Annotated in this window: 18 protein-coding genes and 1 pseudogene; 9 read left to right on the top strand and 10 right to left on the bottom strand. The window is 55.6% G+C overall.

Annotation, left to right across the window (positions count from 1 at the left end; translation table 11 throughout):
* From FCN80_RS19345 to tpiA, 5 genes and pseudogenes are all read left to right on the top strand, one after another.
* A pseudogene (locus FCN80_RS19345) lies at window positions 1-198 on the top strand (glycerol kinase); the annotation flags it as partial.
* Between the two features lie 142 nt (window positions 199-340).
* A complete protein-coding gene (gene glpX / locus FCN80_RS19350; protein ID WP_136991879.1) occupies window positions 341-1351 on the top strand; it encodes a class II fructose-bisphosphatase in 1011 nt (336 codons plus the stop codon).
* Window positions 1352-1528: 177 nt separating this feature from the next.
* Window positions 1529-2278, top strand: a complete 750-nt coding sequence (gene fpr / locus FCN80_RS19355; protein ID WP_136991881.1) for a ferredoxin--NADP(+) reductase — start codon at window positions 1529-1531, stop codon at window positions 2276-2278.
* A gap of 47 nt (window positions 2279-2325) precedes the next feature.
* The gene (locus FCN80_RS19360; protein WP_136991883.1) at window positions 2326-2925 is read left to right on the top strand and encodes a DUF1454 family protein; all 600 of its coding nucleotides are present in this window, start codon (window positions 2326-2328) and stop codon (window positions 2923-2925) included.
* A 122-nt stretch (window positions 2926-3047) separates the two neighbouring features.
* Window positions 3048-3815: a triose-phosphate isomerase gene (gene tpiA, locus FCN80_RS19365; protein WP_136991885.1), complete on the top strand. Its 768-nt coding sequence runs from the start codon at window positions 3048-3050 to the stop codon at window positions 3813-3815.
* 199 nt (window positions 3816-4014) lie between these two features.
* On the opposite strand, the gene rbsR is transcribed toward tpiA, so the two are convergent.
* The 6 genes from rbsR to rbsD form a co-directional block, all read right to left on the bottom strand.
* Window positions 4015-5007 carry a ribose operon transcriptional repressor RbsR gene (gene rbsR, locus FCN80_RS19370; protein WP_230492793.1) on the bottom strand — a complete coding sequence of 331 codons (993 nt, stop codon included), beginning with the start codon at window positions 5005-5007 and terminating at the stop codon, window positions 4015-4017.
* A gap of 15 nt (window positions 5008-5022) precedes the next feature.
* Window positions 5023-5952, bottom strand: coding sequence for a ribokinase (gene rbsK, locus FCN80_RS19375; protein WP_136991888.1), 930 nt, complete (start codon window positions 5950-5952; stop codon window positions 5023-5025).
* Between the two features lie 75 nt (window positions 5953-6027).
* A complete protein-coding gene (rbsB, locus tag FCN80_RS19380) occupies window positions 6028-6915 on the bottom strand; it encodes a ribose ABC transporter substrate-binding protein RbsB (RefSeq protein WP_136991890.1) in 888 nt (295 codons plus the stop codon).
* Window positions 6916-6939: 24 nt separating this feature from the next.
* Window positions 6940-7908: a ribose ABC transporter permease gene (gene rbsC, locus FCN80_RS19385; protein WP_136991891.1), complete on the bottom strand. Its 969-nt coding sequence runs from the start codon at window positions 7906-7908 to the stop codon at window positions 6940-6942.
* The gene (gene rbsA / locus FCN80_RS19390) at window positions 7908-9419 is read right to left on the bottom strand and encodes a ribose ABC transporter ATP-binding protein RbsA (RefSeq protein WP_136991893.1); all 1512 of its coding nucleotides are present in this window, start codon (window positions 9417-9419) and stop codon (window positions 7908-7910) included. Before rbsA ends, rbsC begins: the two co-directional genes overlap by 1 nt.
* Before the next feature lie 7 nt (window positions 9420-9426).
* On the bottom strand, window positions 9427-9846 hold the full coding sequence (gene rbsD / locus FCN80_RS19395; protein WP_136991894.1) for a D-ribose pyranase: 420 nt from the start codon (window positions 9844-9846) through the stop codon (window positions 9427-9429).
* Between the two features lie 440 nt (window positions 9847-10286).
* On the opposite strand from rbsD, the gene FCN80_RS19400 reads away from it, so the two are divergent.
* Window positions 10287-11495, top strand: a complete 1209-nt coding sequence (locus tag FCN80_RS19400) for an IS256 family transposase (RefSeq protein ID WP_136991896.1) — start codon at window positions 10287-10289, stop codon at window positions 11493-11495.
* 422 nt (window positions 11496-11917) lie between these two features.
* Here the strand turns inward: FCN80_RS19400 and FCN80_RS19405 are convergent, their stop codons facing one another.
* The 3 genes from FCN80_RS19405 to cpxP all read right to left on the bottom strand — a co-directional run bounded on the left by FCN80_RS19405 (window position 11918) and on the right by cpxP (window position 15307).
* The gene (locus tag FCN80_RS19405) at window positions 11918-12907 is read right to left on the bottom strand and encodes a sulfate ABC transporter substrate-binding protein (protein ID WP_136991898.1); all 990 of its coding nucleotides are present in this window, start codon (window positions 12905-12907) and stop codon (window positions 11918-11920) included.
* A 152-nt stretch (window positions 12908-13059) separates the two neighbouring features.
* Window positions 13060-14022 (bottom strand): 6-phosphofructokinase, encoded by a 963-nt coding sequence (gene pfkA / locus FCN80_RS19410; protein WP_136991900.1) that lies wholly within the window; start codon window positions 14020-14022, stop codon window positions 13060-13062.
* Between the two features lie 793 nt (window positions 14023-14815).
* On the bottom strand, window positions 14816-15307 hold the full coding sequence (cpxP, locus tag FCN80_RS19420) for a cell-envelope stress modulator CpxP (protein ID WP_136991902.1): 492 nt from the start codon (window positions 15305-15307) through the stop codon (window positions 14816-14818).
* A 148-nt stretch (window positions 15308-15455) separates the two neighbouring features.
* Here cpxP and cpxR point away from each other — a divergent pair, with 148 nt between their 5' ends.
* The 3 genes from cpxR (at window position 15456) to trmL (ending at window position 18068) form a co-directional block, all read left to right on the top strand.
* Window positions 15456-16154, top strand: a complete 699-nt coding sequence (cpxR, locus tag FCN80_RS19425; protein ID WP_136991904.1) for an envelope stress response regulator transcription factor CpxR — start codon at window positions 15456-15458, stop codon at window positions 16152-16154.
* Window positions 16151-17521 carry an envelope stress sensor histidine kinase CpxA gene (gene cpxA / locus FCN80_RS19430; protein WP_136991905.1) on the top strand — a complete coding sequence of 457 codons (1371 nt, stop codon included), beginning with the start codon at window positions 16151-16153 and terminating at the stop codon, window positions 17519-17521. Before cpxR ends, cpxA begins: the two co-directional genes overlap by 4 nt.
* 79 nt (window positions 17522-17600) lie before the next feature.
* Window positions 17601-18068 (top strand): tRNA (uridine(34)/cytosine(34)/5-carboxymethylaminomethyluridine(34)-2'-O)-methyltransferase TrmL, encoded by a 468-nt coding sequence (trmL, locus tag FCN80_RS19435; RefSeq protein WP_136991907.1) that lies wholly within the window; start codon window positions 17601-17603, stop codon window positions 18066-18068.
* Between the two features lie 5 nt (window positions 18069-18073).
* Here trmL and cysE read toward each other — a convergent pair whose 3' ends face one another.
* Window positions 18074-18889 carry a serine O-acetyltransferase gene (gene cysE, locus FCN80_RS19440; RefSeq protein ID WP_136991908.1) on the bottom strand — a complete coding sequence of 272 codons (816 nt, stop codon included), beginning with the start codon at window positions 18887-18889 and terminating at the stop codon, window positions 18074-18076.
* Window positions 18890-18892 lie beyond the last annotated feature (3 nt).

The raw sequence follows: 18892 nt of genomic DNA on the forward strand, positions 1-18892 counted from the left end.
GAAGTCACCGCGCTGGGAGCGGCTTTCCTGGCCGGGCTGGCGGTGGGTTTCTGGGATGATTTGGAGGAAGTCAGGAGTAAATCCGTGATTGAACGGGAATTCCAGCCCGCCATCGAACAAGCCGAGCGAGATGTGTATTACCATGGCTGGCAAAAGGCGGTGGCCCGCGCCCGCGCCTGGGAGGACCACGAAGAATAAGTCGTCCCAATCCCGCCGCCAGGAGCGCCGCCGTCTTGAATACGCTAAAGACGGCGGCGTGACGCGTCCGTCTCGTTTGCATGTTGTGATACACTCTGTGGCCATATCGAAAGCATCAGAAATCGAGCCACAGGGTCAGATCATGAAACGTGAATTAGCCATCGAGTTTTCCCGGGTAACCGAAGCCGCCGCGCTGGCGGGCTATCACTGGCTCGGCCGCGGAGATAAAAACGCGGCCGATGACGCCGCGGTGCAAGCCATGCGCATTATGCTCAATCAGGTCGATATTGAAGGCAGGATAGTTATCGGCGAAGGAGAAATAGACGAGGCGCCCATGCTGTATATCGGCGAAGCGGTGGGCACCGGTCGAGGCGATGCGGTGGATATCGCCGTCGATCCCATCGAAGGCACCCGCATGACGGCCATGGGCCAGGCCAATGCCCTGACGGTACTGGCGGTAGGGGAAAAAGACGCCTTTTTGCATGCGCCCGATATGTATATGGAAAAACTGGTGGTGGGTCCCGGCGCCAGAGGGGCCATCGATCTCGCTTTGCCGCTGGAGGATAATCTCGACAATATCGCCGGCCGGCTGAACAAACCCCTTGGGCAATTAACAGTGATTATTCTGGCCAAACCCCGCCATGAGCAGATCATCGCCACATTGCAACGCATGGGCGTCAGAGTGTTCGCCATCCCCGACGGCGATGTGGCGGCCTCCCTGCTTACCTGTATGCCGGACAGCGAAGTCGATGTGATGTATGGTATCGGCGGCGCCCCCGAAGGGGTGATCTCCGCCGCGGCCATCCGCGCGATGAACGGCGATATGCACGGCCGGCTGCTGCCCCGCCACCAGGTCAAAGGCGAAAGCGAAGACAACCTGCGTATCGGCGCCGACGAGCTGGCCCGTTGCGCGGCCATGGGCATTGCCGCCAACAGTGTATTGCGTCTTAATGACATGGCTCGTAACGATAACGTGGTGTTTTCCGCCACCGGTATCACCAAAGGCGATCTGTTGAACGGCATCAGCCGCAAGAATAATCTGGCGACCACCGAAACGCTGCTGATCCGCGGCAATAGCCGCACCATCCGCCGCATTTCCTCAACGCATTACCTTGATCGCAAGGATCCGGCGCTGCACCCGTTTATTCTTTAAGGATCTTAACACGCGGTCGTTGCAACCTTTTGGTAACAAAGACCGTTATCCGCGCTGGATGCCGCAGTGATTTTCATCGATAATGGCGCATCCGCCGTTATCTTAATTCGCTAACAGCGTGGAGAACGATTTGCCGGTCAATTTATTCATCTGGAAGACCTGGGGGAAAAGAACGCCATGGCTGAATGGGTCAACGGAAAAATCATTGAAGTCAAACACTGGACGGACAGTCTGTTCAGCCTGATCGTCCAGGCGCCGGTCGATCCCTTTACCGCCGGGCAATTCGCCAAACTGGGGCTGGAAATCGATGGCGAGCGGGTTCAGCGCGCTTATTCCTATGTCAATGCGCCCAACAGCCCATATCTCGAATTCTACCTGGTTACGGTGCCCGGCGGCAAACTCAGCCCCCCATTACACGCCATGCAACCGGGTGACGATCGTTTGTTGGTGACCAAGGAAGCCGCCGGCTTTTTCGTTCTTGATGAAATTCCCCATTGCGAAACGCTATGGATGCTGGCCACCGGGACGGCGCTTGGCCCTTACCTGTCCATATTGCAATACGGCGAAGGGCTTGAGCGCTTTAAGGATATCGTGTTGGTGCATGCGGTCCGTTACGCCGATGATCTTAGCTATCTGCCGCTGATGTTGTCCCTGCGGCAGCGCTATGAGGGAAAGTTGCACATTCAGACGGTGGTCAGTCGCGAGACGGTATCCGGCTCACTGACCGGCCGCGTGCCGGCGCTGATTGCCGACGGCGCGCTGGAGCGTTCGGTGGGGTGTGGGCTTTGCGCGGAAAACAGCCATGTGATGTTATGCGGCAATCCGCAAATGGTGCGGGATACCCAGCAACTACTGGAAGAGCAGCGCGGCATGCGTAAGCACTTACGCCGCAAACCGGGTCATATGACCAGCGAGCACTACTGGTAGTTAAAATGGCCTCGGGCCGCGTTGAACGCGGATTAACGGGAGAGAGGATGATCAACAACCGGCCGATACGCCGCGCCGCCATTTCCGTCCTGGTGCTGGCGGCTCTGGCGGGACCCGGCGCCCGGGCCGCCGATACGCCGGACAACGCTGTTCCGTTGGCGCCTTATCTGTTGGTCGGCGCGCCCACGTTTGATATGACCATCGTTAAATTCCGCGAAAAATACAACAGCCACAATCCAACCTTGCCCATCGGCGAATTTCGTTCCATAGACAGCCGGAACGACCCGAGTAATCTGACCCGCGCGGCCAGCAAGATTAATGCCAGCCTGTACGCTTCCACCGCGCTGGAAAAAGGTACCGGCAAAATCAAAACCCTGCAGTTGACCTATTTGCCGGTGGATGGCAGCGGCGAAAAAGCGGCCCGTGCCACTGCGGTTTCCTATATGGCGGCATTGATGCGTGAATTCGAACCCTCGCTGACGGTGGATCAGAGCATCGACAAGGTTAATGCCCTGCTGACCAAAGGCCATGGAATGCGATTTTATCAGCAATCGTTGGGCGCGTTGCGCTATGTCGTGGCGGATAACGGCGATAAGGGCCTGACTTTCGCCGTCGAGCCGGTTAAGCTGACCCTGGTCAAACCCTGAACTCACCGTGTTGATGACAAAAAGCAAAGCCGCCGCGGTATTTGATCTTTATACTGTAGGATAGACAATATTGCCCTAGGGCAATCCATTTTCGATTCGCGTTCCCTATTGGAGATTATAAAATGCGACATCCGTTAGTGATGGGTAACTGGAAACTGAATGGCAGCAAGCATTTGGTTAACGATTTGGTCACCGCGCTGCGCCGCGAGCTTACCGGCGTAGTGGGCTGCGATGTGGCCATCGCGCCGCCGGCGATGTATCTTGACCAAGCCAAGCACCTGCTGGCCGGCAGCCGCCTGGCTCTTGGCGCGCAGAACGTGGATGTGAACCTTTCCGGCGCATTTACCGGCGAGACTTCCGCCGCCATGCTCAAGGACATCGGCGCGAAATACATCATTATCGGCCATTCCGAACGGCGTACTTATCATAAGGAAAGCGATGAATTTATCGCGAAAAAATTCGCGGTTCTGAAAGAAGCGGGACTGATCCCGGTATTGTGCATTGGCGAAAGCGAGGCTGAAAACGAGGCCGGACAGACCGAGGCGGTTTGCGCCCGCCAACTGGATGCGGTTCTGAATACGCTGGGCGCCGCGGCTTTTGAGAACGCGGTCATCGCCTACGAACCCATTTGGGCCATCGGTACCGGTAAATCCGCCACGCCGGCCCAGGCTCAGGCGGTGCATAAATTTATTCGCGGCCATATCGCCAAACAAGACGCCGCCGTGGCCGAACAAGTGATCATTCAATACGGCGGTTCGGTCAATGCCGGTAATGCGGCCGAATTGTTCACACAACCGGATATCGACGGCGCACTGGTCGGCGGAGCCTCTCTGAAAGCCGATGCCTTTGCCGTTATCGTTAAAGCCGCGGCTGAAGCCAAAGCCGCTTGAACTGCGCCGCCAGTCCTCCGCGGAGTTCAAGTCGCATTGCGGCGGCAGGGGAAACGCCTTTGTCGGGAATTCATGTGAACCGATAAAGCGACCCGCGGTATGACGAGTCGATGACCGACCACGCCCGCTGTCCGCTCCGGATGGCGGGAGAACTTGCCGATGGTCCATGGGAACCCACCGACAGAGGCTCTCGCCTGTCTTATAATCTGCCGACGGAGTCCCGTTCAACCAGCTCCGGGGTCAGCACCAGCACTTGCGGCGCCGTCGCCGGATGTTTCAATCGGTAAAGCAAGGTATCAATGGCCAGCTCGCCCAGTGAATCTTTAGGTTGATTGATGGTGGTCAGCGGCGGCGTCAGGTATTTTGCCAATTCGATATCGTCATACCCCACCACCGCCACGTCTTTCGGTACCGACAAACCGGCCTGAAACAATGCCTGATAAACGCCCACCGCCACCGCGTCATTACCGGCGAACACCGCATGGGGCGGATCAGGTAGCGCCAGCAACCGTTTTGTTGCCGCCACGCCGCCGGCAAATTCATACTCACTATAAACTTCATAACCGGCGGGAACGGTAAGACCGGCGCGCGCCATGGCCAACCGATACCCTTCCAGCCGATGACGGGCGGTGGTCTTGTCCTGCGGACCGGCGATACAGGCGATTTTTCGGTAACCCCGAGAGATCAGATAACGGGTGGCGAGATCGCCGCCCAGCAGCGAGTTGTCCTGGATGATATCCAGGGCATCCTCAAACGGCGTCCAATCCATCATGACGATAGGTAATGACGGATAGCGATGCAACGCGAGCCGCGACGGGCGGTTATTTTCGGTACACATGATGAGCAGGCCGTCGACACGTTTTTGCAGCAATGTCTCCAGGCTACGACTCATTCTATCGGCGTCTTCCTCGGTATTGCAAAGGATCAGGCTATACCCTCGTTCATAACAGCTACGCTCTACGCCGTGCACCACTTCCGCATAAAAAGGATTATTACTTGATGTGATCAGCATCCCGATGGTGCGAGTTTGGTTTATTTTTAAACTACGGGCCAGGGCGGAAGGCGCGTAATTTAACTGCTCCACCGCCGCCAGAACCTTGCCGCGCACCGAATCGCTGACAAACCGGTTGTCATTAATCACATGGGATACGGTGGATGTTGACACGCCCGCCAGGCGGGCGACATCTTTCATGGTGGCCAAACTGCGTTAACCCTTCTGGTCCTGCATAAAGGCATTGATCTCATCACGCCAGGGGATCGAGGGCTGCGCGCCGCTCCGGGTTACCGCGATCGCCGCCGCGGCATGGGCAAACATGACCGCGTCATCCATGGATTGCCCTTCCAGCAACGCGGTCACCAGCGCGCCATTGAAGGTATCGCCGGCGGCGATGGTATCCACCGCGTCAACACGAAAACCGGGCACCAGTTTGCCGCGCCCGCGCTGACTTAACCAAACGCCTTTGCTGCCCCAGGTGATGATCACCGTCGGTATGCCCTTTTCATGAAAAACATGAGCGGCCCGCCCGGCTGACGCCTCATCATGGATGGGCACGCCCGTCAAACGCTCGGCCTCGGTTTCATTCGGTGTAATAATATCTAATAATGCCAGCAATTCATCAGGTAATTCACGCGCCGGCGCCGGATTCAGAATAACCTGGGTATGGTGTCTCTTCGCCAGTTTGGCGGCGGTAATCACGGTATCCAGTGGCGATTCCAATTGCATCAGTAATGCCGAGCCGCCAATAATCAATTGCTGATAGCGTGCCAGATAATCGGTTGACAAAGCGGCATTGGCACCGGGATCGATGGCAATGACATTCTCACCCTCATGGTTGACGAAAATCAGCGCCACCCCGGTGGCGGTGGCGGGAACGGCCTCAACAGAAGCGATGTTGATGTTGTCCGTCTCGAGCTGCCGGCGAATACGCTGGCCGATATCGTCTTCACCGACACAAGCGATAAAAGCGATATCCGCGCCGCTACGCCCTGCGGCTACCGCCTGGTTAGCGCCCTTGCCGCCGAAAGCGATGGTGTAATGATCGCCGATGACTGTCTCACCGGGTCGGGGAAAGTGTTCCAGTTTAAGGATGTGATCGGCGTTGATACTGCCCAGCACCACCAGCTTGTTCGTTGCCATCGAGTTTATCCTGATAGAGTACGTCACCGCCGCCCGCTATGGCGGCGGTAAAAACCTGCCTTATAACAGTCCGGATTACTGAGTTACCAGCTTCAGCGCGACCGGAATAACCGGATCGACTTTTTCGCCCTTCAGCACTTTGTCGGCGGTATCCACGCCGATCTCACCGATTTTGTCGGGCTGCTGCGCCACGGTAGCGGCCATTTTACCGCTTTGTACCGCCTTGATGCCGTCAGCCGTACCGTCAAAGCCAACGACCAGTACACCGGTCTTGTTGGCGGTTTGCAACGCACGCATCGCGCCAAGGGCCATTTCATCGTTCTGCGCGAACACCGCTTGTACCGACGGATGCGCGGTCAATAAATTCTGCATCACATTCAGTCCCTTGGTACGGTCGAAATCCGCAGGCTGGCTGGCCAGCATAGTAAACTTGTAATGCTGGGCCGCTTCTTTGAAACCTTCGCCGCGTTCGCGAGCCACGGAAGTGCCCGCGATGCCCTCCAGTTCGATGACTTTAGCGCCGTTGCCCAGTTTTTGGCCGATAAAGTCGCCGGCCATTTTACCGCCCACCCGGTTATCCGATGCGATATGGCTGATGATCCGGCCTTTATTGGCTTTACGGTCCAGGGTGATAACCGGGATCTTGGCCTGGTTGGCCAGGATAACCGCATTGCCGACGGCATCGGAATCGGTGGGGTTGATCATGAGAAATTTCACCCCGCGAACGGTCAGATCCTGAACATTGGCCAATTCTTTGGCGGGATTGTTCTGGGAATCAAGGACGATCAATTGATAGCCCAGTTTATCCGCTTCTTTTTGCGCGCCGTCTTTCATGGAAACGAAGAAGGGGTTGTTAAGCGTGGATACCACCAATGCGATAGTGTCTTTCGCCAAAGCATTGGCGCTCATCGTAGCGCTCAGCGCCACCGCGGACATTAAAATTGCCAGTTTTTTCATTTTCATCTTTTGATTCCTGCAGTGTGAGGGTTATTTACTGCTTTTGTTATCGACCAATACTGCCAATAAAATCACGACAGCCTTCACGATCATCTGGTAATACGAAGAAACACTTAACAAATTCAGTCCATTATTCAAAAATCCCAGGATTAGCGCGCCGATAAGGGTACCCATGATGCGCCCTTTACCACCGGCCAGGCTGGTGCCCCCCAAAACGACGGCGGCGATGGCGTCCAGCTCATAGCCGGTGCCGGCGGTGGGTTGCGCCGAAGACAGACGGGCCACCTCAATGATGCCGGCCAAGGCCGACAACAGCCCGCATAATGCGTAGACGACGATCTTGACCCTATCGACATTAATGCCGGATAACCTTGTCGCCGCTTCATTGCCGCCCAGCGCGTAGATGTAACGCCCTAGCCGGGTGTGGTGCAGCATGTACCACGCGGCGATAAACACTACCGCCATAATCCACACCGGCGTGGGCACCCCGAGCGGCCGGCCGATACCAAACCAGCCGAACGCATCGGCGGCATGGCTGAAACCGGTATTGATCGGGCTGCCGTCGGTATACACCATGGTGATCCCGCGCAGCAGCAGCATCATGACCAGTGTGGCAATAAATGCCTGCACTTTTCCCTTGGCCACGATGATACCCGTCACGCCGCCGATGGCCGCCCCCAACAGCAATGACGCCCCCACTGCCGCCAGTACGTTGACCTCCATGCCAACTACCGAAGCGGCCACCGCGCCAGTCAGCGCCAGTAGGGAGCCAACGGATAAATCGATACCGGAGGTCAGGATGACCATCGTCATACCCACCGCCATAATGGCGTTAACCGAGGTCTGCTGTAGAATATTGAACAGGTTGTTCAAACTGAAGAAATTGGCGCTCATTGAGGAGACCACCGCGATAAGCACCAGCAGTGCTATCAGCGATTTCTGCTCCAACAACCAGCTTTTGCTAAAACCGCGTTTCACGGGAATAATTGGGGTAGTCATCACTGATTCTCCGGCTGGGGATGATATTGCTTACCGACGGCCGCGGCCATCAGCACCTCCTGAGTGGCCTGTTCCATGGGGAATATGCCGCTCAAGCGACCCTCGTGCATCACCATGATGCGATCGCTCATGCCCAGCACCTCGGGCATTTCCGAGGAAACCAATATGATACTGAGCCCTTCTTGCTTGAACTTATTGATTAATAAATAAATCTCTTTCTTTGCCCCCACATCGACCCCACGCGTAGGCTCATCAAGAATCAGGACCTTGGGGCGGGTCATCAGACCGCGGGCAATGGCGACTTTCTGCTGATTTCCACCGGATAACAGACTGATAACCTGATCCCTGGACGGCGTTTTGATATTGAACAGCCGGATAAATTCATCCACCGCCTGTTGTTCTTCGCTGTGTTTCAATCCGCCATCCCGGCGGCTGAAATAGCGCAGGGCGGTAAGCGTCATGTTCTCTTTAACCGACATGCCCAGCACCAGCCCATCGCGTTTACGATCCTCAGAGATATACACGATACCGTTCGCCAGTCCGTCTTCCGGCGTTTTGGCCACGACCGGATGTCCGTCCAGTAAAACGGTACCGGCGGTACGCCGCGCAGCGCCGTATAGGGTTTTCATTAATTCGGTGCGCCCGGCGCCCATCAGGCCGGCCACCCCGAGGATTTCGCCGCGCCGCAGGGTAAAACTGACGTCCTCCACGCCGGGGCCGGAAAGGTGACTGACCGACAAGCGTTCTTCGCCCGGACTCTGCACGAGGCGTGGGTATTGTTCCTCCAGACGACGTCCGACCATCATCTCAATCAGGGCGCCTTCTTCCAGTTCGTCCACCCGGCGCTCGGCGATAAACTGGCCGTCGCGCAATACCGTCACATCGTCGCAAATCTCGAAAATTTCTTTGAGGCGATGCGAGATATACACAATGCCGCACCCCTGCTGCCTAAGCTCCCGGATCACGCTAAACAGCGAGGCGGTTTCGGTATCGGTCAGCGCATCGGTGGGTTCATCCATAATGATGACCCGCGATTTGTAGCTCATGACCTTGGCGATTTCCACCATTTGCTGATCGCCGATGGAGAGCTCACCCACCAGGCGGTGGCTGCTATAACGCACATTCAGCCGCGCCAGCAATCGATCCGCCTCGCGATACATCCGTTTCCAGTCGATACCGCCGACACGATTGAGAAACTCGCGGCCGAGAAAAATATTTTCCGCAATGGTTAACTGGGGAATCAGATTCAATTCCTGGTGAATAATACCGATTCCGGCTTCCTGAGAGGATTTCGGCCCGCTGAAGGCCACATCTTCACCCCCATAGGTCAGGGTGCCGGCATCTTTACTGTAAATACCGGTCAATACCTTCATCAACGTGGATTTGCCGGCGCCGTTTTCCCCGACCAACGCCATGACGCGGCCTGGATAAACCGTCAGCGCCGCCCCGGAGAGCGCCTTGACGCCCGGAAAGGATTTATCAATCCCCGTTAGCTGCAATAAGGGTTGCATAACCGCCTCAAAAGGTAACGCCGGAACACAGGATAACATTGGCGTAGGGCGTGCATTCCCCACTGCGGATAATTGCGCGGCCGTGCGCGGTTCGGGCCTTGAAGTCCTCATGACTGACATATTCAACGGGGATACTGTTGCCCTGCCGCCGCTCAAGCTGCGACAAATGCGCCAGCAGCGCCGTGTGCAGTTGCGGATTCATCCGCACCACTTCCTCGGCCAGTATGGCTTTTTCCACCTGCATTTCACTGGTGACCGCCTCGACAACCTGCTGGAAGGACGGCGTTCCGTGCGTCAGCGCCAGATCTATCCGCTGAGTGGTTTCCGGAATGGGCAGGCCGGCGTCAGCGATTGCCAATTCATCGGTGTGTCCCATACGGGAGATAAGCGCGGAGATTTCTGCGTTGAGCAAAGTACCCTTTTTCATAAGCGACCTGTCGGGAATATCGAAACGTTTCGATGACAGCAAATTAAATAACCTTCGCCTTTTCCACAAGCGGCTTAGGGTAAAAATGTGATCGCCATCGAAACGTTTCGCTCCCATTAAACGGGCGCTTTTGGCTGAATGGTTACGGCATGTGGTCCGATGTGGCAGGCTAAAAAATACCGTGGGCTTCACCGCAGTGTGATGGCAGTGGATCCAATCCGTATACTTCCAGGTGCTCGCCTGGTAACGCAATTAGAACGTTTCCAGGTGGGTGCTGTTCATGCCGTTAGGAGACAGGAACGGCGCGACCGTTGTGAACTTGACGTTTCCAGAATGATATTGAAATATTCGGCCTCAATGAACCGCCCGGGCCTGTACATAAATTTGTGTAATTGCCTGATTTTGATATGTTCTATCCAACATCAAAAACAAGTTAATTTATGGACGAAAAACAGTTGCAGGCCCTGGCTAACGAATTGGCCAAAAATCTTAAAACCCCTGAGGATCTCAACCAGTTCGATCGCTTACTGAAAAAAATCAGTGTCGAGGCCGCTCTCAACGCCGAAATGACCCACCACCTCGGCTACGACAAAAATCAGCCCAAAGCCGGCTCGAATGCTCGCAACGGCTACTCGGTAAAGACACTAACCACGGGCGATGGCCCTCTGGAGCTGCGTACACCCCGCGATCGGGACGGCTCCTTCGAACCGCAACCGGTCAATAAAAATCAGACCCGGATCACCGGGATGGACAACCAGATCCTGTCGTTATACGCCAAAGGCATGACCACCCGTGAGATCGCTGCCGCGTTTAAAGAACTGTATGACGCTGATGTCTCGCCGGCGCTGGTATCAAAAGTCACCGATGCGGTGATGGAGCAGATCACCGAATGGCAAAATCGTCCACTGGATGCGGTATATCCCATTGTTTATCTTGACTGTATTGTGCTGAAAGTCCGGCAGGACAGCCGCGTCATCAACAAATCCGTGTTCCTGGCGTTGGGTATCAATATCGAAGGCCAGAAAGAGCTCCTGGGGATGTGGCTGGCCGAAAATGAAGGTGCAAAGTTCTGGCTGAATGTGCTGACGGAGCTGAAAAACCGTGGCCTGAACGATATCCTCATCGCCTGCGTTGACGGGCTGAAAGGCTTCCCTGACGCCATTAGCGCGGTGTATCCGCAGGCACGTATCCAGCTGTGTATCGTGCATAGGGTGCGCAACAGCCTGCGGTTCGTCTCCTGGAAGGACTACAAAGCCGTCACCCGCGACCTGAAAGCCATCTACCAAGCCCCCACAGAAGAAGCAGGCTTGCAGGCGTTGGAAGCGTTCGCCAGCGCCTGGGACAGCCGCTATCCACAGATAAGCCGGAACTGGCAGGCAAACTGGGCTAACCTGGCAACGTTCTTCGCTTACCCGGCAGACATCCGCAAAGTCATTTACACAACCAACGCCATCGAGTCGCTGAACAGCGTGATCCGGCATGCGATCAAAAAACGCAAGGTATTCCCGACGGACGACGCAGTGAAGAAGGTGGTGTGGCTGGCAATCCAGGCAGCCTCACAGAAATGGACGATGCCACTGCGGGACTGGCGTATGGCAATGAGCCGCTTTATTATCGAGTTCGGTGACCGCCTGGACGGTCACTACTGAGAAAAGGAATTTACACAGAATGGCGTACAGGCTCCCTTCGGGTACGCAGCCGTATCAGGTTACCTTCGAACTTCTGTCATAAAATGTACGATTACGGGACCTAGAAGAAGATTGATATCGTACCAGTCATAGTAGACAACGTCAGCCGTGATTTACTCTGGGGCACAGATTCAATTTTTACTGTCCACAGAACGCTCCTCTTAGGGACATGATTATCGGGGCCAGGATGACGCTCGTGGTAAAGCAACAGGTAAAAACGAACGGCTGGCGGTTTTAAGCAACGCTATACTCAGCGTGATGACGCCACCATTACCGATCTGGGAAAACCAGAACAGCAATAAAATTATTGTACTGGATACGCTGGTCGCCGGACCGAAACAGGGGTAACAAGAAGTTCGGCGGTTCCGGCGTAAAACCCCAACTCAACGTTGATTGATCTGATCGAAGGTACCGCCATTGGAAAAATGCACTTTCTGCGCCTCCTGCCAGTCGCCGAAGACATCATGGAGGGTAAAGAGCTTCAACTTCGGGAAAGTGGCGGCGAATTGTTTGGCCACTTCGGGATCCCGGGGGCGATAATAGTTCTCGGCGGCAATGCGCTGCCCCACCGGTGAATAGAGATATTTCAGGTAGGCCGTGGCCACGTCGCGGGTTCCTCTCCTGTCGACCACCTTGTCCACCACCGAGACCGTGGGTTCGGCCAGGATGGATTCGCTGGGGACCACGATGTCGAATTGACCTTTGCCGACCTTGTTGACAGCCAGCAACGCTTCATTTTCCCAGGCAATCAGCACATCGCCAATGCCGCGCTCAACAAACGTATTGGTGGCATCGCGAGCTCCGGAGTCCAGCACGGCGACATTATGGTAAAGCGCCTTGACGAAAGCCTGCGCCTTGGCCTGATTGTTATCGTTATGATGCAGGGCATATCCCCAGGCGGCCAGATAGTTCCAACGCGCCCCGCCGGATGTTTTCGGATTGGGAGTAATAACGGAAATGCCCGGCTTAATCAAATCCGGCCAGTCTTTAATGTGCTTTGGATTGCCCTTGCGTACCAGAAAAACGATGGTCGATGTGTAGGGGGCGGAATTGTCCGGCAAGCGGGTAATCCAGTTTTTGTCTATGCGGCCGCGCTCGGCGATGGCATCCACATCATAAGCCAGCGCCAGGGTCACCACATCCGCATCAATACCATTGATAACCGACGTGGCCTGCTTGCCCGAGCCGCCATGGGACTGCCGGATCGCCACCTTATCGCCGGTCTTGGCCTGCCAGTACTTGCTGAATGCCGCATTGTACTGCTGGTATAACTCCCGCGTCGGATCATATGAAACATTCAATAATTGTATGTCTTTTGCCAGTGCGCTACCCGATAGCAACAATAAAAATAATCCCGCCCGCCACGTCGACATCGCCGCTCTCCCAAAGTCAGTGTTCGTCATGCAAATGAATGGTTAGAGAGTGGCAGAATTCCGTTCAAGAATTAAAGAATAAAAAAAACCTTGATATAAATAAAAGCAATAATCAGCACCCCCCCCGGCAGGGGGGGTATACGGCGGGAAGATCAATACAGTTTCTTAGCGCATTCCAGCAGATCGGACTTGAACGGCCGTTTCATGTTTTCGATGGCATCAATGATATCATGATGAACCAGCCGGTCGTTTTGTACCCCGACGCAGCGACCGCCATAGCCTTGCAACAGCAGTTCGATGGAAAACGCGCCCATCCGGGATGCCAGGATGCGGTCATAGGCCACAGGACTGCCGCCGCGCTGGATATGGCCCAGCACCGTGGCGCGGGTTTCACGACCGGTTTCTTTTTCGATGTACTGGGCGAGTTCGCTGATATTGCAAATATGCTCGGTGATAGCGACGATGGCGTGTTTTTTACCTTTGGCGATACCGGCTTTGATTTCGTAGACCAAATCCTCCGGCTTGAATTCCACCTCCGGCAGAACAATGAATTCACATCCCCCGGCAATAGCCGCCGACATCGTCAGATCCCCGCAATAGCGGCCCATGACTTCGACAATGGAAATGCGTTGGTGTGAGGAAGAGGTATCGCGCAACCGGTCAATGGCTTCGACAACGGTTTCCAGCGCGGTAAAGTAACCGATGGTGTAGTCGGTACCGGCAACATCGTTATCAATGGTGCCCGGCAGGCCAATGCAGGGAAAGCCCATTTCGGTCAGACGCTTGGCGCCCATATAGGACCCGTCGCCGCCGATGACCACCAGCGCATCCAGGTCGCGTTTTTTCATATTTTCAATTGCGATGGCGCGCGTCCCTTCTTCGCGAAACTCGGGGAAACGGGCCGAGCCCAGAAAGGTCCCGCCACGGTTAATCATATCCGATACGCTATAGCGATCCAGCTTCTTCATCCGGTCCTGAAACAGTCCAAGGTAACCGTCGTAAATACCATATACTTCCAGTCCCTCGGAGAGTCCGGCGCGCACCACGCCCCGGATTGCTGCATTCATGCCTGGCGAATCACCACCGCTTGTCAGTACACCGATTTTCTTAATCATGACTACCTCTGAGCTTAAGCTATTATTCGTAGAATACACTATGCCAGTCGCTGATGGGGTGCGTATGACAAACGGCCCCCCTGTGGCTTATTGTGTGAAATAGTATATCAAATTCAGTTTGCTGAATTGATTCAGGTCAGGCATTTTCTGACTATCACCGTGCTTCACCCTTTATGATAAAGCATAATTTTTCTCCTTTCCCAGGCTTTTCGACGTCGCGGGACGGATAAAATTCAGGCAATGGGAATAACCTTTTCCGGCGAGCCCTTCCCTAACCCTACTTTAATGGCAAGGGCGATGGCTTGCAGCCTCCGAGTTGCTAGCAGATATTGCAAACCCGCGTTATTGGCTGAGTGATCCCTCCGGAGTTTCTAACCCGTACCAAGGCGTCCGCCGGGGATGGTCGCCGCCATGCACGGCAGCGGTGTTTCGGGTAGTCCGACAGTTCGCTTACGCTCATAGCGTCGGCTCCCGCAGCACCTTTATTGGCCTTATTGGCCTTCACTCATTTCAGGGCCTGGCTGAGATTGACTGGTTCACAGATGGCTTCCATCATCCATGCTGCTGACGATGGACTTTCTCCGGTCATGGTTTTACTCCACGCTTCCTTCAGACCCCGCCTCGCGACGACGCCCTTGCGCTTCGCTAGTCCTTCGCCACCATCAGGCTGGACAGGGGACGTTCACCCCCGAGCTGCTGAGCATGCCCGGCACACAAAAAAAACCCCACCGAGAGGTGGGGGAAGACAGGGATGGTGTCTATGGCAAGGAAAACGGTGAATATTCTGTTCAATTCAATCGTTACTTAATACCGGCTTCTGGGCAGAAGTTTGGGTAGTATCCGACATCCGCAACCGTAAATCCGCAAGGCGTTGCTGATGTCTCTGATTCAATATCTGCCGCTGCTCCGGCGTCAGCAGGTTGTACATCTGATTACGAATTCTGGCCATTTCAACCTGCCGCACGACATTCTGCTGGGCCATTTTTTCTGTTTGCGCCCTGACGGCGGATTCGTCAAAATTTTCTGCTGTTACCAGTGTGTGTAATCGCTCCATTTCAGCGATACTGATCCGGGGGATTCCGAGGCGCGCCTGACTCATTAAATCGCGCATCTGCTGCCGCTGTTGTTCGGAGAGTTTCACGCCATCAAACATGCTGTAATGGCTGTCGCCGCACCGGCCCGCGAAATCCTCTTGATGCCAACTTCCCGCCGCGCTGTTCTCGCCTGCCTGGGCGCCTGCGGAAAGCAGCGCGGCGGCGATGAAAGCAACGTTAAGTTTGTGCATCCCTAACCCCTTGACCCGTTTCTCAGTTGCTTAACGATGGAATCATTCTACTGGTGAGGCTGCAAACTAGCGTCAGTGCATGTAAAGCTACGTAAAGTCATGGATTGGGCGTGATTGATGACGTATTTTGCGTCTGGAGGTGAATAAAATGAATAAGATCCTTTTGGTTGACGATGATCGCGAGTTAACAGCGCTGTTGAAAGAACTTCTTGAAATGGAAGGGTTCAATGTCCAGGTGGCATATGACGGCGAACAAGCCCTGACCATGCTGGACAGCTCGGTGGATTTGCTGTTGCTGGATATCATGATGCCAAGAAAAAACGGCATTGATACCCTTAAGGAATTGCGTCAGCAGCACCAAACGCCGGTCATCATGTTGACCGCCCGCGGCAGCGAGCTGGATCGCGTTCTCGGGTTGGAGCTCGGCGCGGACGATTATCTGCCCAAGCCGTTCAACGATCGCGAACTGGTCGCCCGTATTCGGGCCATCCTGCGCCGTTCGCAATGGACCGAACAATTGCAGGCCGGCGACAACAGCACGCCCTCGCTGGAAGTCGATCATTTACGGCTCAATCCCGGCCGTCAGGAGGCGACCTTCGACGGCGTTCCGCTGGAACTGACCGGGACGGAATTCACCTTGCTTTACCTTTTAGCGCAGCACCTGGGACAAGTGGTTTCCCGCGAACACCTCAGCCAGGAAGTGCTGGGCAAACGACTCACCCCCTTTGATCGGGCAATCGATATGCATATCTCCAATCTGCGGCGCAAATTGCCGGAGCGCAAGGACGGGCATCCCTGGTTTAAAACATTGCGCGGCCGCGGCTATCTGATGGTATCGGCTGCATGATAAACAGCTTGACCGCGAGAATCTTCGCTATTTTCTGGCTGACGCTGGCATTGGTATTGATGCTGGTGTTGATGGTGCCGAAACTGGATACCCGCCAAATGACCCCGCTACTGGATAGCGAGCAGCGTCAGGGTATTATGTTGCAGCAGCATGTTGAAGCGGAACTGGCCGCGGATCCGGCCAACGATTTGATGTGGTGGCGCAGATTGTTCCGCGCCATTGATAAATGGGCGCCGCCCGGCCAGCACCTGATACTGGTTACCAGCGAAGGACGCGTGATCGGCGCTCAGCGCAACGAAATGCAGATCATCCGCAATTTTATCGGCCAATCCGACAACTCCGATCAGCCGCAAAAGAAGAAATACGGCCGGGTGGAATTGGTTGGGCCATTCGCCGTTCGCGATGGAGAGGATAATTACCAGCTTTACCAAATCCGGCCGGCCGGCAATTCGCAATCCGATTTCATCAACCTGTTGTTCGATCGCCCTTTCCTGCTACTTATCGTCACCATGCTCATCAGTACGCCGTTACTCCTTTGGCTGGCCTGGAGCCTGGCGAAACCGGCCCGCAAACTGAAGTACGCCGCCGATGAAGTCGCCCGGGGCAACCTACGCCAGCATCCTGAGCTGGAAGCCGGTCCGCAAGAATTTCTGGCCACCGGCGTCAGCTTCAATCAGATGGTCAGCGCGTTGGAACGCATGGTCACGGCGCAGCAACGATTACTGTCGGACATCTCCCATGAATTGCGCACGCCGCTGACCCGCCTGCAACTGGCGACAGCCCTGATGCGCCGTCGGCACGGCGAAGGTCACGAACTCACGCGAATCGAAACCGAAGCTCAGCGACTGGACTCCATGATAAACGATCTGCTGGTGCTCTCCCGTAATCAGCATAAAAGTGAACTGACCCGCGAGTTTATCAAAGCCAATGAACTGTGGGGCGATGTGCTGGACGACGCGAAGTTTGAAGCGGAGCAGATGGGCAAGATGCTGGAAATCACGGCCGAACCCGGCAATTGGCAACTGGTCGGGAACCCGGCCGCGCTGGATAGCGCTCTGGAAAACGTGGTGCGTAACGCGTTGCGCTATTCCCATCAAAAAATCGCGGTGAACTTTGCCGCCGACGCGCAGGGCGTCACCATCACCGTGGACGACGACGGTCCCGGCGTCAGCGAAGAAGATCGTGAGCAGATTTTCCGGCCATTCTATCGCACCGATGAAGCTCGTGATCGGGAATCGGGCGGCTCGGGACTGGGGTTGGCCATTGTCGAGAAAGCGGTGGAACAGCATCATGGTTGGGTAAAAGCGGACAACAGTCCGCTCGGCGGCCTGCGCCTGGTGATCTGGCTGCCGCTGCAACACCGCTAATTGTCGCGGCGCCAGGCCCGTCAAGTTGCGGCGAACCGTGCTTTTTTTTGCTATGCTGCGTCCTCGTTAAGGGGGCAGTATGTTGAATATCGTTCTATTTGAACCGGAGATTCCGCCTAATACCGGCAATATCATCCGCCTGTGCGCCAATACCGGTTTTGCTTTGCATTTAATCGAACCGTTGGGGTTTGTCTGGGATAATAAGCGCCTGCGCCGCGCCGGCCTTGATTACCACGAATATGCCCACATAAAACGCCATCATGACTATGCGGCATTCCTGTCGGCGGAGAACCCAGACAGGTTGTTCGCCTTGACCACCAAAGGCACACCCGCGCACAGCGCGGTGGAATATCGGCCCGGAGATTACCTCATGTTCGGTCCCGAAACCCGTGGGCTTCCCGCGTTTATCCTAAACGCCATGCCCGACGAGCAAAAAATCCGCATTCCTATGCAACCGGGCAGTCGAAGTATGAATCTCTCCAACGCTGTTTCGGTGGTCGTCTATGAAGCCTGGCGCCAATTAGCCTATGCCGGCGCGGGCCGGTGACCGCCTCAGATACCGTCGCCGTATTCGAAGCCGTGACTGCCGAAAAACTGATCCATATCCATAGAAGGCTTTTCGCTGTCCGGCCTGCCGACGATCCGGGCGGGTACGCCCGCCGCGGTGGTATGGGGGGGGACTGATTGCAGCACCACCGAGCCGGCGCCGATTTTGGCGCCCCGGCCAACTTCAATATTACCCAGGATCTTCGCGCCGGCGCCAATCATGACGCCTTCGCGAATCTTGGGATGACGATCGCCGGTGGTTTTACCTGTGCCTCCCAGGGTGACCGATTGCAGGATGGAGACATCGTTTTCCACCACCGCCGTCTCGCCGATCACGATGCCTGTGGCATGATCGAGCATGATTCCACAGCCAATGTTGGCCGCCGGGTGAATATCCACCCCGAAGGAAACCGAAATCTGGTTTTGCAAATAGATAGCCAGCGCCTTGCGGTCCTGGCCCCAGAGCCAATGGCCGATACGGTAGGCCTGCAAGGCGTGAAACCCCTTCAGGTACAGGAGCGGGGTCGAATATTTGTCCACCGCCGGATCACGCTCCCTTACCGCATGGATGTCCCGGGCGGCCGAGAGGATCATCTGCATATCAGCGCCATAGGCTTCTTCCACAATTTCACGAACGGCGATGGCCGGCATGATGGTATTGGCCAGTTTGTTGGCCAGCATATAGCTCAGGGCGCTGCCCAGGTTTTCATGTTTGAGCAGCGTGGCGTGGAAAAAACTGGCCAGCATGGGCTCACAGTCCGCCAAGGAGCGGGCTTCAGCCTTGATATAATTCCATACCAGTTCCAATTCTTCTGTGGACATGCT

Origin of the sequence: Martelella alba (genome assembly GCF_005217455.1) — a bacterium.
GTDB lineage: Bacteria > Pseudomonadota > Gammaproteobacteria > Enterobacterales > Enterobacteriaceae > Acerihabitans.

Excerpts from the sequence above, each read along its gene's own strand:
- glpX (WP_136991879.1), top strand. The coding sequence starts at position 341 with ATGAAACGTGAATTAGCCATCGAGTTTTCCCGGGTAACCGAAGCCGCC.
- fpr (WP_136991881.1), top strand. The coding sequence starts at position 1,529 with ATGGCTGAATGGGTCAACGGAAAAATCATTGAAGTCAAACACTGGACG.
- FCN80_RS19360 (WP_136991883.1), top strand. The coding sequence starts at position 2,326 with ATGATCAACAACCGGCCGATACGCCGCGCCGCCATTTCCGTCCTGGTG.
- tpiA (WP_136991885.1), top strand. The coding sequence starts at position 3,048 with ATGCGACATCCGTTAGTGATGGGTAACTGGAAACTGAATGGCAGCAAG.
- rbsR (WP_230492793.1), bottom strand. The coding sequence starts at position 5,007 with ATGAAAGATGTCGCCCGCCTGGCGGGCGTGTCAACATCCACCGTATCC.
- rbsK (WP_136991888.1), bottom strand. The coding sequence starts at position 5,952 with ATGGCAACGAACAAGCTGGTGGTGCTGGGCAGTATCAACGCCGATCAC.
- rbsB (WP_136991890.1), bottom strand. The coding sequence starts at position 6,915 with ATGAAAATGAAAAAACTGGCAATTTTAATGTCCGCGGTGGCGCTGAGC.
- rbsC (WP_136991891.1), bottom strand. The coding sequence starts at position 7,908 with ATGACTACCCCAATTATTCCCGTGAAACGCGGTTTTAGCAAAAGCTGG.
- rbsA (WP_136991893.1), bottom strand. The coding sequence starts at position 9,419 with ATGCAACCCTTATTGCAGCTAACGGGGATTGATAAATCCTTTCCGGGC.
- rbsD (WP_136991894.1), bottom strand. The coding sequence starts at position 9,846 with ATGAAAAAGGGTACTTTGCTCAACGCAGAAATCTCCGCGCTTATCTCC.
- FCN80_RS19400 (WP_136991896.1), top strand. The coding sequence starts at position 10,287 with ATGGACGAAAAACAGTTGCAGGCCCTGGCTAACGAATTGGCCAAAAAT.
- FCN80_RS19405 (WP_136991898.1), bottom strand. The coding sequence starts at position 12,907 with ATGTCGACGTGGCGGGCGGGATTATTTTTATTGTTGCTATCGGGTAGC.
- pfkA (WP_136991900.1), bottom strand. The coding sequence starts at position 14,022 with ATGATTAAGAAAATCGGTGTACTGACAAGCGGTGGTGATTCGCCAGGC.
- cpxP (WP_136991902.1), bottom strand. The coding sequence starts at position 15,307 with ATGCACAAACTTAACGTTGCTTTCATCGCCGCCGCGCTGCTTTCCGCA.
- cpxR (WP_136991904.1), top strand. The coding sequence starts at position 15,456 with ATGAATAAGATCCTTTTGGTTGACGATGATCGCGAGTTAACAGCGCTG.
- cpxA (WP_136991905.1), top strand. The coding sequence starts at position 16,151 with ATGATAAACAGCTTGACCGCGAGAATCTTCGCTATTTTCTGGCTGACG.
- trmL (WP_136991907.1), top strand. The coding sequence starts at position 17,601 with ATGTTGAATATCGTTCTATTTGAACCGGAGATTCCGCCTAATACCGGC.
- cysE (WP_136991908.1), bottom strand. The coding sequence starts at position 18,889 with ATGTCCACAGAAGAATTGGAACTGGTATGGAATTATATCAAGGCTGAA.